Source organism: Micrococcus lacusdianchii, from assembly GCF_023155805.1.
Classification (GTDB): domain Bacteria; phylum Actinomycetota; class Actinomycetes; order Actinomycetales; family Micrococcaceae; genus Micrococcus; species Micrococcus lacusdianchii.
The window spans coordinates 121789-136833 of the sequence record NZ_JAKNUW010000006.1; the positions used below are offsets into that span (position 1 = coordinate 121789).

The window sequence follows — 15045 nt, forward strand, 5'->3', positions numbered from 1 at the left end:
CTCAGGAGGCTCCGGAGGGGGTGACGAGCACCTCCACCTTCTGGAAGTCCTTGAGCTCTGTGTACCCGGACGTGGCCATGGCCCGCTTGAGGGCCCCCATCAGGTTGGAGGTGCCGTCGGTGTGATGGCCGGGCCCCCACAGGACCTCCTCGAGCGGGCCGACCTGGCCCACCCGGGTGCGGTGCCCACGCGGCAGCTCGGGGTGGGCGGCCTCGAGGCCCCAGTGCCAGCCGCGGCCGGGGGCCTCCGTGGCGCGGGCCAGCGCCCCGCCGAGCACGACGGCGTCCGCGCCCATCGCCAGGGCCTTGACGATCTCCCCGGACGTGCCCACACCGCCGTCGGCGATCACGTGCACGTACCGTCCGCCGGACTCGTCCATGTAGTCGCGCCGGGCCTCGGCGATGTCCGCCACGGCGGTGGCCATGGGCACACGGATGCCCATGGCGCGGCGGGTGGTGCTGGAGGCGCCCCCGCCGAAGCCCACGAGCACACCGGCCGCGCCGGTGCGCATCAGGTGCAGCGCCGGGGTGTAGCCGGCCGCGCCGCCGACGATCACGGGCACGTCCAGCTCATAGATGAACTGCTTGAGATCCAGCGGCTCTTGCGCCTCGGACACGTGCTCGGCCGAGACGGTGGTGCCACGGATGACGAACAGGTCCACGCCCGCCGCCAGGACGGTCTTGTAGAACTGCTGAGTGTGCTGGGGTGTGAGCGAGCCGGCCACTACGACGCCGGCCTCCCGGATCTGCGCGAGGCGCTCGGTGATCAGCTCCGCGCGGACGGGCGCCGCGTAGATCTCCTGCAGGCGGCGGGTGACCTCCGGGCTGCCGGGCTCGGCCTCGAGCGCAGCGATGTCCTCGAGGAGCGGCTCCGGGTCCTCGTGCCGGGTCCACAGGCCCTCGAGGTTGAGCACGCCGAGACCCCCGAGGCGGCCGAGCGCGATGGCGGTGGCCGGACTCATGACGGAGTCCATCGGCGCGCCGATCACGGGCATGTCGAACGTGTACGCGTCGATGCGCCAGGACAGGCTCACGTCCCTCGGGTCCCGCGTGCGCCGGGCGGGCACCACGGAGACGTCGTCGAAGGAATAGGCCAGGCGGCCGCGCTTGCCTCGTCCGATCTCGATCTGGTTCGTCACCCGATCAGCCTATCCCAGGGCCCGGACGCGACAGCGAGGACGACGCCGCCCCGGCGCCCTCCGCTGAGGGGGCGCCGGGGCGGGACCGCCGGCGGGGTGTGGTCAGCGCGAGCGGTAGTTCGGGGCCTCGACCGTCATCATGATGTCGTGCGGGTGGGACTCCTTGAGCCCGGCCGCGGTGATGCGCACGAAGCGACCGTTCTCCTTCAGCTCCTCCACCGTGGCCGCGCCCGTGTAGAACATGGTCTGGCGCAGGCCGCCCACGAGCTGGTGGACCACCGAGGCGATCGGACCCCGGAAGGGCACCTGGCCCTCGATGCCCTCGGGGATCAGCTTGTCCTCGTCCGGGACGTCCGCCTGGAAGTAGCGGTCCTTGGAGAAGGAGCGCGTGCCGTTGCGGGTCTGCATGGCCCCCAGCGAGCCCATGCCGCGGTAGGCCTTGAACTGCTTGCCCTGGTAGAACACCAGGTCGCCCGGGGACTCCGCGGTGCCGGCCAGCAGGGAGCCGAGCATCACGGAGTCGGCGCCGGCCACGAGGGCCTTGCCGATGTCCCCCGAGTGCTGCAGGCCGCCGTCGGCGATCAGCGGGACCCCCGCCGGACGCGTGGCCTTCGCGGCCTCGTAGATGGCGGTGATCTGCGGGACGCCGACGCCGGCCACCACACGGGTGGTGCAGATCGACCCCGGGCCCACGCCCACCTTCACCGCGTCCGCGCCGGCGTCCACGATCGCCTTGGCGCCGGCGTAGGTGGCCGCCTGACCGCCGATGACGTCCACGTGGGCGGCGGCCTTCTCCTTCTTCAGGCGGGCGATCATGTCCAGCACGCCGTGCGTGTGGCCGTTGGCGGTGTCCACCACGAGGGCGTCCACGCCCGCCTCGACGAGCGCCATGGCACGCTCCCAGCCGTCGCCGAAGAAGCCGACGGCCCCGCCCACGCGCAGGCGGCCCTCGTCGTCCTTCGCGGCGTCCGGGTACTTCTCCGCCTTGTCGAAGTCCTTGATGGTGATCAGGCCGGTGAGGCGGCCGGCGTCGTCCACCAGGGGCAGCTTCTCCACGCGGTTCTTCGAGAACAGCGTGAGGACCTCCTCGCGGGAGATGCCGTCCCGGGCGGTCACCAGCGGCATGCGGGTCATGGCCGTGTCCACCGTGCGCGTCTCCCACTCCTCATGGGGGATGAAGCGGGTGTCCCGGTTGGTGATGATGCCCAGCAGCGTCATGTCCTCGGCCACCACCGGCAGGCCGGAGACGCGGTACTGCGCGCACAGCCCGTCCAGCTCCGCGAGGGTCGCCTTGGGGCCGATGGTCACGGGGTCCGAGATCATGCCGGACTCCGAGCGCTTCACGGTGTCCACGTGGCGGGCCTGGTCCTCCACGGAGAGGTTGCGGTGGATGATCCCCATGCCGCCCTGGCGCGCCATGGCGATCGCCAGCGGAGCCTCGGTCACGGTGTCCATGGCGGCGGAGACGATGGGGATGTTCAAGCGGATGTTGCGGGTCAGCCGGGTGCCCGGGTCCGCGTCCGCGGGGATGACGTCCGTGGCGTTGGGCAGGAGCAGGACGTCGTCATAGGTGAGGCCGAAGAAGCCGAAGGGATCCGAGGAGGAGTGGACGGGCTCGGGGCTGGGACCGGTGCTGGTGTTGGTCACGAAGGCGCCTTTCGGGACGGGTGTTTCCGCGATTCTATGCCCGGGGTCAAACCGGCGATCCGGGTGCGGGCCACGTCACAGGGCCCCCGCGCTGGGCCACGCGGGGGCGAGACGGACGTCACCACGACGTCACATGGCGCAATCCGTTTCGGTGTCATGGTATTAGACCGCCTAACCTCCCCGGATGAGCACCGCACAGTCCTCCCCCGCACCGGCGTCCCGACGCCGGCTCCCCGCCTAGACGTCCAACTTCGGCTGGCAGATCGCCGCCGCCCTCGTCCTCGGCCTCGTCCTGGGCCTGATCGCCCGCGCGACGGGGCACACCTCCGAGCACCCGACGTGGCTCGGCGAGACGCTGGCCACCGTCGGCAGCATCTACATCAGCCTGCTGAAGGCCACGGTCGTCCCGCTGGTCTTCTTCGCCGTCGTCGCCTCCATCGCCAACCTGGCCCAGGTGACCAATGCGGCCCGCCTGGCCGCCAAGACCCTGCTCTGGTTCGCCATCACGAGCCTGATCGCGGTGCTCATCGGCCTCGCCGTCGGCGTCGTGCTGCAGCCGGGCGTGGGCACCGGCCAGACCGCGCCGGCGTCGTACCAGGCCAAGGACGTCGGCTGGCTCGACTTCCTGACCTCCCTGGTGCCGGCGAACTTCCTCGGCCTGACCGTCAAGACCACGGCGGGCGAGGACGGCGCGCTGGCCTCCTCCCCCACGTTCAACGTGCTGCAGATCCTCGTGATCGCGATCGTCGTGGGCGTGGCCGCACTCAAGGTCGGCGAGAAGGCCGCCCCGTTCCTCACGTTCTCCCGCTCGGTGCTCGCGATCATCCAGAAGCTGCTGTGGTGGATCATCCGCCTGGCCCCGATCGGCACCATCGGCCTGCTGGGCAACGCCGTGGCCTCCTACGGCTGGTCCACGATGGGCACCCTGGCCAAGTTCGTGGTGGCGATCTACGTGGGCCTGGCCCTCGTGATGCTCGTGGTGTACCCGCTGCTGGCGCGCCTGCACGGGCTCTCCGTCAAGCAGTTCTTCACCGGCGTGTGGCCGGCGTTCCAGCTCGGCTTCGTCTCCCGCTCCTCCCTGGGCACGCTGCCCGTCACCCAGCGGGTGGCCGAGCGCAACTTCGGCGTGCCCACCGGCTACGCCTCCTTCGCCGTCCCGCTGGGCGCCACCACCAAGATGGACGGCTGCGCCGCGATCTACCCGGCCGTGGCCGCCGTGTTCATCGCCCAGTTCTACGGGATCGACATGAGCCTGAGCCAGTACGCCCTCGTGGCGCTCGTGTCCGTGCTGGGCTCGGCCGCGACCGCCGGCACCACCGGCGCCACCGTGATGCTCACGCTCACGCTGTCCACCGCCGGGCTGCCCCTCGAGGGCATGGCCCTGCTCCTGGCCGTCGACCCGATCGTGGACATGGGCCGCACCGCCCTCAACGTGTCCGGCCAGGCCCTCATCCCCGCCCTCGTGGCCTCCCAGGAGGGCATCCTGGACCGCTCCCGCTACGACGCCCCGCGCGGCGACATCTTCGGCGAGGACGAGGAGGAGATCGTCGAGGCCCGCGCGGCCCGGACGAACGGCTCCCGCGAGGAGCTCGTCGGCTCGCAGGACTCTGGGCCCCGGCGATGAGACCGCCGAGCCCCCCTGGAGACCAGGGGGGCTCGGCCGTACCCGTGAGCGCGGTCGTCGGTCAGGCGACCTCGATGCCCGGCTCTCTGCCGCCCGCCTGGGTGGAGTTCGTCAGGACGAAGGTGGTGGACGCGTCGCCAGAGGTCACGATGAAGGTGGTGCCCTGGCTCGTGCCGTCGGAGCCCTTGCGGAGGTACCCCGTGGTCCCGTCGTCCAGCGCCACCTGGCCGTTGGCATCCGTGGTCAGGGTGATGGTGGCGCCGACGCCACTGCTGTAGGGGCGCGTGGTGGCCAGGGCGTCGTCTGAGCTGACCGCCCGGTCGGACACGAAGTAGAACGAGTTCTCGTTACCCCGGTAGTTGGAGATAGTGAGGGTGACCGGCTGGTTCGGCACGGGCAAGCCGTTGGCGTCCCTGATGGTCACCACGACACCCTGGGCAATGAAGCCGGCGTAGCGGATCAAGTCGCTCCAGCGCGTGATGGGCGTATCGACCTGGATGGTGGCGGGCGCCCCGGGCATCGAGGCGGCACGCGCGGGTGCGCTCATCGCGACGGCGACGGCGGGAGCACCCCAGGCCAGGGCGCTGGTGACATGGCGGCGGGAGGGGTTCTGAGCAGTCATAATACTTCCAATCGGGAGGATTAAAGGGCACCGTGCAGGCCGACGGGTGCCAGCACCTTCCATTGAGCGCCCTCTAGGACGATCATAGGGAGCGAAGCCTCAATCTCTCAACTGATGAACCCCCGCCTGCCTGGCCGGCCGCATGAGGGAGGTCACGTCTCTCGCATGACGCCCCCGCCCGGGGCCTCAGCCGACCGGGACCCGGACGCGCGGGCCTACCCTGAACGGATGGGCACCCCACCGCAGCAGGCCTCCCACCTGTCCCCGGACCGCTCCGGCCCCGCGATCCCCGCCCCGGCTTCGCGGACCCGCACCCGGCTGCGCCGGTTCGTGCACGAGGTCACCTACCAGCACGGCATCCACCCGGCCCTCGTGCCGGGCGTCTCGATCGAGGACCAGCAGGTCCGCTACCGCGTGGACAAGGTCGTCCTCCTCGTCGTCGGCGCCCTGGTGCTGGGATTCGTGGCCTGGAGCGTCACCCGACCCGACGACGTCCTGGCCGTCTCCAGCGCGGCCCTGTCCTGGGTCATGGCCAACCTCGGCTGGCTGTTCTCCCTGCTGGCGATCGGCATGGTGGTGTTCCTGCTGGCCATCGCCTTCTCCCGCTACGGGGACATCACCCTGGGCCTGGACGGCGAGAAGCCCGAGTACTCCACGCCTCCTGGGCCGTCATGCTCTTCGCCGCGGACATCGGCATCGGCATCATCATATTCGACCCCTACGAGCCGCTCTCCTACCACCTCTCCCCGCGGCCCGGCGCCTACGAGGCCGCCAGCGACGCGGCCGTCACCGGGGCCATGGCCCAGGCCGCCCTGCACTGGGGCGTCAACGCGTGGGCGATCTACGCCGTGGTGGGCCTCGCGGTGGCGTACGTGTCCTACCGACGCGGACGTGTGCCGCTCATGAGCTCCATCCTCATGCCGCTGTTCGGACGCGGCGACCGCACCGACTCGTTCGGCGCCCGCCTGATCGACTCCCTCGCCATCATCGCCACCCTCTTCGGCACCGCGGCGTCCCTGGGCATTGGGGCGCTGCAGATCGGCCGCGGGGTGGAGATCGTGACCGGCTGGTCCCCGGGGGGGCAACCTGCTGGCCATGGTCATCATCGTCCTGCTGACCATCGGGACGATCGCCTCCGCCGTCTCCGGGGTGGCCCGCGGGATCCGCTGGTTCTTCAACGTCAACATGGTGCTGGCCCTGGCCCTCGCCGTGTTCTTCTTCGTGGTGGGGCCCACCGCGTGCATCCTCAACGTGATCCCCGGCGTCCTCATGGACTACGCCGGCGAGATGCCGGACATGCTCGGCGCCAGCATGGCCGAGGGGCCGGAGATGCAGGCCTTCCTCTCCCCCTGGACCACGTTCTACTGGGCCTGGTGGGTCAGCTGGGCGCCCTTCGTGGGCGTGTTCGTCGCGAAGATCTCCCGCGGCCGCACCATCCGCCAGTTCGTCCTGGGCGCGCTGTTCATCCCGGCGTCCGTGATCATCGCGGCGTTCACCGTCATCGGCGGGACCACCATCTGGCTGCAGCGCGAGCGCGGGGCCATCGCCCCCGACGGCACGGCGGCCTCGATGCCGGCCCCCGCGGAGATCTTCTGGACCGTTCTGGACCAGTTCCCGGGCGCGCGGCTCATCGCGCCGCTGGTGATGGTCATGCTCGCCATCTTCTTCATCACGACGGTGGACTCCGCCTCCCTCGTGAACTCGCAGCTGTCCCAGCGCGGCGCGCCCCGGCCGAACCGCCTGGTGACCGCGTTCTGGGCGCTGTGCATGGCGGGCATCGCCGTCGTCATGCTCCTCACCGGCGGCGACACGGCGCTGACGGGCCTGCAGAACCTCATCACCGTCACGGCCCTGCCGTTCTCCGTGGTGATCGTCCTCATGGCGGTGGCCCTCTACCGGGAGCTGCGCCACGACCCGCAGGCCCTCCGGGAGCAGTACGAACGGGCGGCCCTGCAGAAGGCGGTGCGGCGCGGCATCGAGGACCACGGCGACGACTTCACCCTGGCCGTGGAGCCCGTCCCCACCGGCAGCCAGTACGCCGTGGGCGCGGAGATCGACTCCACCGCGGCTGAGGTCACGGACTGGTACCGGCGCACCGACGAGGACGGCAACCCCGTGGACTACGACTACACCACGGGCGAGTACCTCGAGGAGGACGACCGGCGCGGCTGAGCCGCCCCTCCCCTCCCCGGTGACGACGCCGCCCCCGCACCTTCCGGCCGGAAGGTGCGGGGGCGGCGTCGTCGAGGGGAGCGGTCCCGGCCCGGACGGGCCGGGGCCGGCTCAGTGCTGGTGCTCGTCCTCCTCGGCGGGCTTGTCCGCCACGAGGGTCTCGGTGGTCAGCACGAGGGCCGCGATGGAGGCGGCGTTGGCCAGCGCGGAGCGGGTCACCTTGACCGGGTCGATCACGCCGTCGTCGATCAGGTCGCCGTAGACGCCGGTCTTCGCGTTGAAGCCGTGGTTCGGCTCCAGCTCGGCGACCTTGGAGACCACCACGTAGCCGTCCTCGCCCGCGTTCTGGGCGATCCAGCGCAGCGGCTGCTTGAGCGCCCGGCGCACGATCTCCACGCCGGTGGCGGCATCGCCGGTGAGGGCCTGGACGTCGGCGTCCTCATCGAGGACGGCGAGGGCGTTGATGAGGGCGGTGCCGCCGCCGGCGACGATGCCCTCCTCGAGGGCGGCGCGGGTCGAGGACACGGCGTCCTCGATGCGGTGCTTGCGCTCCTTGAGCTCCACCTCCGTGGCGGCGCCCACGCGGATCACGCCGATGCCGCCGGAGAGCTTGGCGAGGCGCTCCTGGAGCTTCTCGCGGTCCCAGTCGGAGTCGGTGGCGGCCACCTCGGCCTTGATCTGGGAGACGCGGGCCTCGACGTCCGCCGCCTCGCCGCCGCCGTCCACGATGGTGGTGTTGTCCTTGGTCACCGTGACGCGACGGGCGGAGCCGAGCACGTCCAGATCGGCCTGCTCGAGCTTCATGCCGAGGTCCGGGGAGACCACCTGGGCGCCGGTGAGGATCGCGATGTCCTGCATCATGGCCTTGCGGCGGTCGCCGAAGCCCGGAGCCTTCACGGCCACCACGTTCAGGGTGCCGCGGATCTTGTTGACCACGAGGGTGGACAGGGCCTCGCCCTCGACGTCCTCGGCGATCACGAACAGCGGCTTGTTGGCCTGGAGGACCTTCTCGAGCAGGGGCAGCAGCTCCTGCACGTTGGAGATCTTGCCCGAGTTGATCAGGACGTAGGCGTCCTCGAGCACGGCCTCCTGACGCTCGGCGTCGGTGACCATGTACGGGGACAGGTAGCCCTTGTCGAACTGCATGCCCTCGGTGACGTCCAGCTCCGTGGAGGTGGTGGAGGACTCCTCGATGGTGATCACGCCGTCGGTGCCGACGGTGTCGAACGCGCGGGCCAGGAGCTCGCCGACCTCGTCGTTCTGGGCGGAGATGGCGGCCACGTGGGCCACCTCCTTGCCCTCCACCGGACGGGCGTTCTCCTGGAGGCGCTTCTCGACGGCGGCCACGGCGGCCTCGATGCCGCGCTTGACCTCGCCGGGGGCGGCGCCGGCCGCGACCTGGCGCATGCCCTCGTTCACGAGGGCCTGGGCCAGCACGGTGGCGGTGGTGGTGCCGTCGCCCGCGATGTCGTTGGTCTTGGTGGCGACCTCCTTGGCGAGCTGGGCGCCCATGTTCTCGTACGGGTCGTCCAGCTCGATCTCCCGGGCGATCGTGACGCCGTCGTTGGTGATCGTGGGGGCGCCCCACGCCTTGTCGAGGACGACGTTGCGCCCCTTGGGGCCGAGGGTCACCTTGACGGTGTCGGCGAGCTTGTCGATGCCGGCCTGGAGGGCGCGGCGTGCGTCGTCGTTGAAAGCCAGCTGCTTGGCCATGACGGACGCTCCTTTCGTTCGGGGAGTCAGGGGGTGCGGGGACGCGAGGGGCCCGGGGCGCGCGCACCGGTGCGGTGCGCGCCGCTCACCGGGCCCGTCGCGGCGGGGTCACTTGGTGACGACGGCCAGCACGTCGCGGGCGGAGAGCACCAGGTACTCCTCGCCACCGACCTTGACCTCGGTGCCGCCGTACTTGGAGTACAGCACCACGTCACCCTCGGCGACGTCGACCGGCACGCGGGTGCCGTTCTCGGCCACGCGGCCCGGGCCCACGGCCACGACCTGGCCCTCCTGCGGCTTCTCCTTGGCGGTGTCCGGGATGACCAGGCCGGAGGCGGTGGTCTGCTCGGCCTCGAGCGGGCGGACGACGATGCGGTCCTCGAGGGGCTGGATGGAGACGGACATGCTGCACACTCCTTGTGTTCGTCGGCGGACGCGGGCGGTGCCGGCGTCGCGCATGGTCGCGTTGTCGGGGGTGCCTCGGTGCGGGGACCCTGCGTCGTCGCGGTGCCGCGGGGCCCGTCCTCGGGCTTGGCACCCGGTACCCCCGAGTGCCAGAACCGACTGTAGCGCGGCCCTGGCACTCTCACCAAGCGACTGCCAGAGGTGCGCCGTGGGCGGACGAGCCGTTCCGCTCGTTCCGCGTCCACTATCCCGGCTGGGCCTCGCCCGCCCAACCGACTCCCCTCACTCCCACCCGCTCCCCCACCCCACGTTGTGGTCATGACGCGCCGCATCCCGGTTGTCCCGGACGGCGTGTCGTGACCATAACGGCGGGCGGCGGAGTGGGCCCGGACGTCATCGGCGGTGCGCCCGGTTGGCCCTGACAGTGCCGGCGCGATCTGCGCCGCCTCCTGCACACCCGACCACTGCCCGACGCGGATCCCCACCGGGGCCGCCCCAATCCCCGGAGACACCGACGCCGCCGCAGGATCGGCGCATGCCTCCCGTCCCTCCGTCCCCGCTGCCACCCCTGCCCGCCGTGTTCCTCCGGTCCGACGCACGGGCCATGAGCCTGCCCGTCCAGCGGCTGCGCCGGACGGACGTGGAGCGCATCGGGCCGGCCATGTACCGCCGCACCGACCGGCCGCTGACCGACTGGGCATCCGTCGGCCTCCCGGAGCCCGAGCACGGACGCCCCGGCCAGCACCTGTGGGCCCTGCAGCGCTCCCGCCCGCAGGTCGTGTTCTCCCATGCCACGGCCGCCCACCTGCACGGACTTCCCTCGCCGCGCCGCCCGGGTCCCCTGCCCACGCCGCTGGACGTGACGGTGCCCTCCGGGTCGGGGCGGATCCGGGTGCCGGAGGTGCGGGCCCGGCGTCGTCCGCTGCCCGCGTCGCACGTGGTGGAGCTGTTCGGCCTGCGGGTCACGAGCCTCGAGCGGACCGTCCTGGACCTGTGCGTCCTGGACGATCCGTGGGACCTGGCCGATGTCGTCGCCGCCGCGGACCACGCGGTCCGCCACCCCTGGACCGAGAACGGGCGGCGTCAGCCCGCCCGACGCCCGCTCGACTGGAGTCCGCGCTCAGGGAGCTGGGCCCGTTCCACGGCGTGCGCACCGCGCGGGCGGTCCTGGAGCGCATGCGCGTGGGGGCGGACTCGCCCTACGAGACCTTCCTGCGGCTCGCGCTCGTCGATGCGGGGCTCCCCGAGCCGCACCTGCAGGCCCGTCCGCGCGCCGAGGAGTGGGACTGCCCGGAGGTGGACCTGTACGTGGCCGAGGCGGATGTCGCCCTCCAGTACGACGGCGAGTCGCACCTCACGCCGGAACGTCAGGCCGCGGACGCACGCCGGGATGCGTGGCTGCTGGCCCGGGGGTGTCCGACCCTGCGGGTGAACCGCCTTGACCATCGGGAGGGGTACCGGCGGGTCATCGGTCTGGTGCGGGATCGGCTCGAGCAGACCGATGGCCCGGGCGGACCGTGACGGGAGGACGACGTCGAGCACGAGGTCCGGTCAGCGCCGGCGATCCCGCCCACGCCGCCCGGTCCCGCAGCAGCTCGCGCACTCCGCACGTTGTGGTCACGACGCGCCGTCTCAGCCACGGCCCGCACGGCGCGTCGTGACCACAACCCGGGTCGGCGGGGCGAGGGCGCAGGCGGTGACGGCTACCCCTCCCCCGCGCCGCCCAGCCCGATCAGTAGTAGACGGCCAGCGGGCCCTGGGGGCCGTCGACGACGTCGACGGGGGTCTTGAAGATGCGCTCCAGGACGTCCGGGCGCATGATGTGAGCCGGGGAACCGGTCTCCACCACGCGGCCGTCCCCCATGGCCACGATGTGGTCGGCGTAGTGGGCGGCGAAGTTGATGTCGTGCATCACGATCACCACGGTGCGGCCCAACTCGTCCGCGGCCCGGCGCAGCTGGCGCATCATCTGCACCGAGTGCTGCATGTCCAGGTTGTTCAGCGGCTCGTCCAACAGCACGTACTCGGTGTCCTGGGCCAGGACCATGGCCACGTAGGCGCGCTGGCGCTGACCGCCGGAGAGCTGGTCCAGGTAGCGGGTCTCGTACGGGCCGAGGTTGAGGAAGTCGATGGCCTCGGAGACGTACCGCTCGTCCTCCAGCGTCAGCCGACCGCGGGTGTGCGGGTACCGGCCGAACGCCACGAGCTGGCGCACGGTCAGCCGGGTGATGAAGTGGTTCTCCTGGCGCAGGATCGACAGGGTCTTCGCGATCTCCCGACTGGGTGTGCGGGTCACATCCCGCCCGGCCACCTCGATCCGACCCTCATCCGCGTCCTGGAGCCGCCCGACCATCGTGAGCACCGTGGACTTGCCCGCCCCGTTCGGACCCACGAGCGCGGTGATGCCGCCGGCCGGGATGGTCAGGTCCACGGGACCGATGCAGACCTCGTCGGAGTGGCGCTTGGTCACGCCGCGCAGTTCGATCACAGTCGGCCCTTTCTCATCACGACGACCAGGAACACGATGCCGCCGACGAGCTCGATCACCACGGTGACCGCTCCCCCGGCATAGAAGACGTGCCGCAGCACGAAGTAGGCCAGGGCGAGGACGGCGTAGCCGGCCAGCGCGGCCACCGGCAGCAGCCGCCGATGGCTCGAGGTCTCCACCAGGCTGTATGCCAGCGTGGCCACGAGGAACCCCAGGAACGTCATCGGCCCCACCAGCGCGGTGGTCACGGCCATCAGCACGGAGACCAGCAGCAGGGTGACCATCAGCTCCCGCCGATGGCCGAGCCCCGCGTTGACGGCCACGTCCCGTCCGAGGGCGATCACGTCCATCCGGCGCCCGCGCAGCCAGAGCGCGAGGCAGGCGGCCAGCACGATCGGCGCGGCTACCAGCACGTACTCGGTGCGGGCGTTGGAGATGTTGCCGAACAGCCGGGCGGAGAGCACGTCGAAGGCGTTGGGGTCGAGCAGCCGCTGCAGGAAGCCGGAGAGCGCGCCGAGCCCACCGCCGAGCACCACGCCCACCAGGAGCATCAGGTGGACGTTCCCGTACGGGCGGGAGAGCAGCCACGAGTACAGCGCGGTGGCCGCCGCCACCATGAGCAGGGCCTGGCCGAGGAACGGGCCCACGCCCGTCGCGGCGGAGACTCCCGCCGCTCCCAGGAGGAACACCACGGTGGTCTGCACGGCGATGTAGAGCGCCTCGAACCCCATGATCGAGGGCGTGATGATGCGGTTGCCGGTGGCGGTGTGGAAGCTGACGGTGGCGAACGCGTGGCACAGCGCCACGAGCGCGATCACGGCGAGCGAGCCGACGCGCATCTGGGCGATCAGCCAGAACGCACGGGAGCCCGGCTCGGCCTCGTTGCCCCACAGCAGGATCCCCGCGGTGGAGGCCAGCCCCACGACCGCCAGGGCGGCCACCACGAGCCGGTAGCGGCGCCGGTCCCGCGCCGTGCGGAAGGGGCCGGTGCGGCGCTGGGCGGGTGCGCCGTCGACGGGGAGGCGCGCGACGCCGGCCGGAGAGGGGGTGCGCTCAGCCATGGCGGGCCTGCCTGAGCAGGAGGGTCAGGAAGACCGCGGCGCCCACGAGGGCCAGGATCAGGGAGATCGGGATCTCGAACGGGGCGATCAGCGTGCGTCCGAGGACGTCGCAGACGATCACGGTCCAGACACCGGCCATGACCACCCACGGGAGGTTGGTGCGCAGATCGTCGCCGCGGACCATCGAGACCAGGTTCGGGACCACCAGCCCCAGGAAGGGCAGCGCACCGATCACCACCGTGATCACGCCCGTCGCGACGGAGACCATGGCGACGCCGGTGAACACCACGGCCTGGTAGTCCAGGCCCACATTGGTGGCGATGTCCTTGCCCAGGCCGGCCACGGTGAACCGGTCGGCGATCAGGAACACGGCCACCGTCACGGCGAGCACGAGGAACAGCAGCTCGTAGCGGCCGCGCACCACGGAGGTGAACGAGCCGGCGAACCAGGCGCCCAGCTGCTGGAGCATGTCCGTCTGCAGGGCCAGGAGCGTGGAGGCCGCGCCCACCACGGCGCCCAGCATGATGCCCACGATCGGCACGATCAGCGAGGAGCTGAGCCGCACCCGCCGCAGGAACAGGAAGAACACCGTGGTGCCCACGAACGCGAACAGCACCGCGCCCACCATGCGGACGACGATCCCCGCCCCGGGGACGAGGACCATGGTGGTCAGCAGACCCAGCCCTGCCCACTCGGTGGTGCCGGTGGTGCTGGGCTCGACGAACCGGTTCTGGGTCATCAGCTGCATGATCAGCCCGCACAGCGCCAGGGCGGCTCCGGCGAGCACGAGAGCCACGGTGCGAGGAACGCGCGTGATCCAGAACATCTCGGCCCCGCCCTCGGCGCCGAGGTCGAAGGCCCCGACGTTCAGGGACAGCACCACGAGCCCCACGGTGATCGCGAGCCCCACCAGCAGGGGCCAGGTCCGCTGCCAGCGGGTGCGCTGCGGGCGCAGGACGGCCGGGGGCACCCAGCACACGCGGTCGCCCGGCCCCGGCTCGGCGAGCGGGGTCCGGGCGGCGGCGGCGCGGGGGCGCAGATCGGTCACTTGGCCCCGTCGAACGCGTCGGCGAGGTCCTCCATCACCGTGGTGTAGTTCTGGATGTCCTCGGCCACGTAGAAGTCCTGCGGCAGGTAGACGATGTTGCCCTCCTTGACCGCGGGCACGTCCTTGAGGGCCTCGGACTGCTCGATGAGCTCCTTGGCGGTGGCGTTGCCCTCGCCGGTGGCGGCGTCACGGTCCATGACGATCAGCCACTGCGGGTTCGACTCGGCGATGGCCTCCACCGAGATGTCGTCGCCCTGGTGGTTGGAGGAGCCGTCCTGGTCCAGGGCCGGGGTGAGGCCCAGGATGTCGAACATCGGGCCGATGGCGCGGCCGGTGCCGGGCGCCACGTAGGACAGGTCGCCGCCGGTGGCGATCAAGCCCATGACGGTCTGCTGCGGGTCGTACGCCTCCTCGGCGCGTGCGATCGCGGCGTCGAAGTCCGCGTTGAGGGCCTCCGCGTCCTCCTGGTGGCCGGTGGACTCGCCCAGCAGCGTGGTGAGCTCCTTGAGGCCCTCGTCCACGCGCGTCTCGGCGGGGATGTCGGTGTCCACGACGGCGGCCTCGCCCGTCAGCTCGTCGATCTCCGCCTTGCGGTCGGCGAAGCGCTGCCCGTTGAACACCACGTCCGGCTCGGCGGTCACGAAGACCTCCATGTCCGGCTCGCGGTGGTTGCCGATGTCCGCCACGGCGTCGTCGGAGCGGTAGGAGGGGCCGCCCTCGCCCCGGAACATCAGCTGCTTCGGCGCGGCGGAGAGCTCGACACCCCACTCGTCCAGGGTGCGGAAGGTCCGGTTGTCCGTGGTGATCACCGAGTCCACCTCGGAGGGGATCGCCACCTGCGCGCCGGACATGTCGGTCACGGTGGTCCCGCCCGCGATTCCGGCCTGTGATGCGGAGCCCGCGGCACTGGAGGCCGGGGAGCCGGCGGCGGAGGAGCCCGAGGCGGGCGAGCCGGCATCGGAGCCCCCGGCAGAGCAGCCGACGAGGGCCAGGGCGGCCACGGAGGTCAGGACGAGGGCGCGACGGCGCGGGGCACGGGTGCGAATGCGCATGGGGTGTCTCCTCCCGGACGCCGGCGGCGTCACGGAGTCGGGGCCGGCCAGTGCCGGGCGGCGTTCAGGTCAGGT

The 15045-nt window shown here is 71.6% G+C and carries 12 protein-coding genes and 1 pseudogene; 4 read left to right on the forward strand and 9 right to left on the reverse strand.

From position 1 onward, the window contains the following. Position 1 precedes the first annotated feature (1 nt). Together MA879_RS05665 and guaB are read right to left on the reverse strand one after the other, a co-directional pair. Positions 2 to 1138, reverse strand: coding sequence for a GuaB3 family IMP dehydrogenase-related protein (locus MA879_RS05665; RefSeq protein WP_248124075.1), 1137 nt, complete (start codon positions 1136 to 1138; stop codon positions 2 to 4). 102 nt (positions 1139 to 1240) lie between these two features. Beyond that, a complete protein-coding gene (gene guaB / locus MA879_RS05670) occupies positions 1241 to 2785 on the reverse strand; it encodes an IMP dehydrogenase (protein WP_248124076.1) in 1545 nt (514 codons plus the stop codon). Positions 2786 to 3047: 262 nt separating this feature from the next. Here guaB and MA879_RS05675 point away from each other — a divergent pair, with 262 nt between their 5' ends. Continuing rightward, entirely contained in the window at positions 3048 to 4409 is a 1362-nt protein-coding gene (locus MA879_RS05675; protein WP_248124102.1) for a dicarboxylate/amino acid:cation symporter, read from the forward strand. A 61-nt stretch (positions 4410 to 4470) separates the two neighbouring features. On the opposite strand, the gene MA879_RS05680 is transcribed toward MA879_RS05675, so the two are convergent. Continuing rightward, positions 4471 to 5031 carry a hypothetical protein gene (locus MA879_RS05680; protein WP_248124077.1) on the reverse strand — a complete coding sequence of 187 codons (561 nt, stop codon included), beginning with the start codon at positions 5029 to 5031 and terminating at the stop codon, positions 4471 to 4473. A 228-nt stretch (positions 5032 to 5259) separates the two neighbouring features. On the opposite strand from MA879_RS05680, the pseudogene MA879_RS12520 reads away from it, so the two are divergent. Continuing rightward, positions 5260 to 6038: pseudogene (locus tag MA879_RS12520) on the forward strand (BCCT family transporter); the annotation flags it as partial. A gap of 88 nt (positions 6039 to 6126) precedes the next feature. Further along, on the forward strand, positions 6127 to 7203 hold the full coding sequence (locus tag MA879_RS12525; RefSeq protein ID WP_335342035.1) for a BCCT family transporter: 1077 nt from the start codon (positions 6127 to 6129) through the stop codon (positions 7201 to 7203). A 111-nt stretch (positions 7204 to 7314) separates the two neighbouring features. Here MA879_RS12525 and groL read toward each other — a convergent pair whose 3' ends face one another. Continuing rightward, entirely contained in the window at positions 7315 to 8916 is a 1602-nt protein-coding gene (gene groL / locus MA879_RS05690; protein WP_248124078.1) for a chaperonin GroEL, read from the reverse strand. A 108-nt stretch (positions 8917 to 9024) separates the two neighbouring features. Next, positions 9025 to 9321, reverse strand: a complete 297-nt coding sequence (groES, locus tag MA879_RS05695; RefSeq protein ID WP_248124079.1) for a co-chaperone GroES — start codon at positions 9319 to 9321, stop codon at positions 9025 to 9027. A 1146-nt stretch (positions 9322 to 10467) separates the two neighbouring features. Between groES and MA879_RS05700 the strand changes: the two genes are divergently transcribed. Next, entirely contained in the window at positions 10468 to 10842 is a 375-nt protein-coding gene (locus MA879_RS05700; RefSeq protein WP_248124080.1) for an endonuclease domain-containing protein, read from the forward strand. A 211-nt stretch (positions 10843 to 11053) separates the two neighbouring features. Here MA879_RS05700 and MA879_RS05705 read toward each other — a convergent pair whose 3' ends face one another. The 4 genes from MA879_RS05705 to MA879_RS05720 are packed head-to-tail and all read right to left on the reverse strand — an operon-like array spanning position 11054 to position 14970. Next, positions 11054 to 11809, reverse strand: coding sequence for an iron ABC transporter ATP-binding protein (locus MA879_RS05705; protein ID WP_248124081.1), 756 nt, complete (start codon positions 11807 to 11809; stop codon positions 11054 to 11056). Beyond that, complete coding sequence (locus tag MA879_RS05710) at positions 11806 to 12870, reverse strand: iron chelate uptake ABC transporter family permease subunit (RefSeq protein WP_248124082.1); 1065 nt, start codon at positions 12868 to 12870, stop codon at positions 11806 to 11808. The genes MA879_RS05705 and MA879_RS05710 overlap by 4 nt, the downstream gene beginning before the upstream one ends. Beyond that, the gene (locus tag MA879_RS05715) at positions 12863 to 13918 is read right to left on the reverse strand and encodes an ABC transporter permease (protein WP_248124083.1); all 1056 of its coding nucleotides are present in this window, start codon (positions 13916 to 13918) and stop codon (positions 12863 to 12865) included. The genes MA879_RS05710 and MA879_RS05715 overlap by 8 nt, the downstream gene beginning before the upstream one ends. After that, positions 13915 to 14970, reverse strand: coding sequence for a siderophore ABC transporter substrate-binding protein (locus MA879_RS05720; protein WP_248124084.1), 1056 nt, complete (start codon positions 14968 to 14970; stop codon positions 13915 to 13917). The genes MA879_RS05715 and MA879_RS05720 overlap by 4 nt, the downstream gene beginning before the upstream one ends. Positions 14971 to 15045 lie beyond the last annotated feature (75 nt).

Coding starts and splice junctions, on each gene's coding strand:
- MA879_RS05720 (WP_248124084.1), bottom strand. CDS start 14,970: ATGCGCATTCGCACCCGTGCCCCGCGCCGTCGCGCCCTCGTCCTGACC.
- groL (WP_248124078.1), bottom strand. CDS start 8,916: ATGGCCAAGCAGCTGGCTTTCAACGACGACGCACGCCGCGCCCTCCAG.
- MA879_RS12525 (WP_335342035.1), top strand. CDS start 6,127: ATGGTCATCATCGTCCTGCTGACCATCGGGACGATCGCCTCCGCCGTC.
- MA879_RS05710 (WP_248124082.1), bottom strand. CDS start 12,870: ATGGCTGAGCGCACCCCCTCTCCGGCCGGCGTCGCGCGCCTCCCCGTC.
- groES (WP_248124079.1), bottom strand. CDS start 9,321: ATGTCCGTCTCCATCCAGCCCCTCGAGGACCGCATCGTCGTCCGCCCG.
- MA879_RS05680 (WP_248124077.1), bottom strand. CDS start 5,031: ATGACTGCTCAGAACCCCTCCCGCCGCCATGTCACCAGCGCCCTGGCC.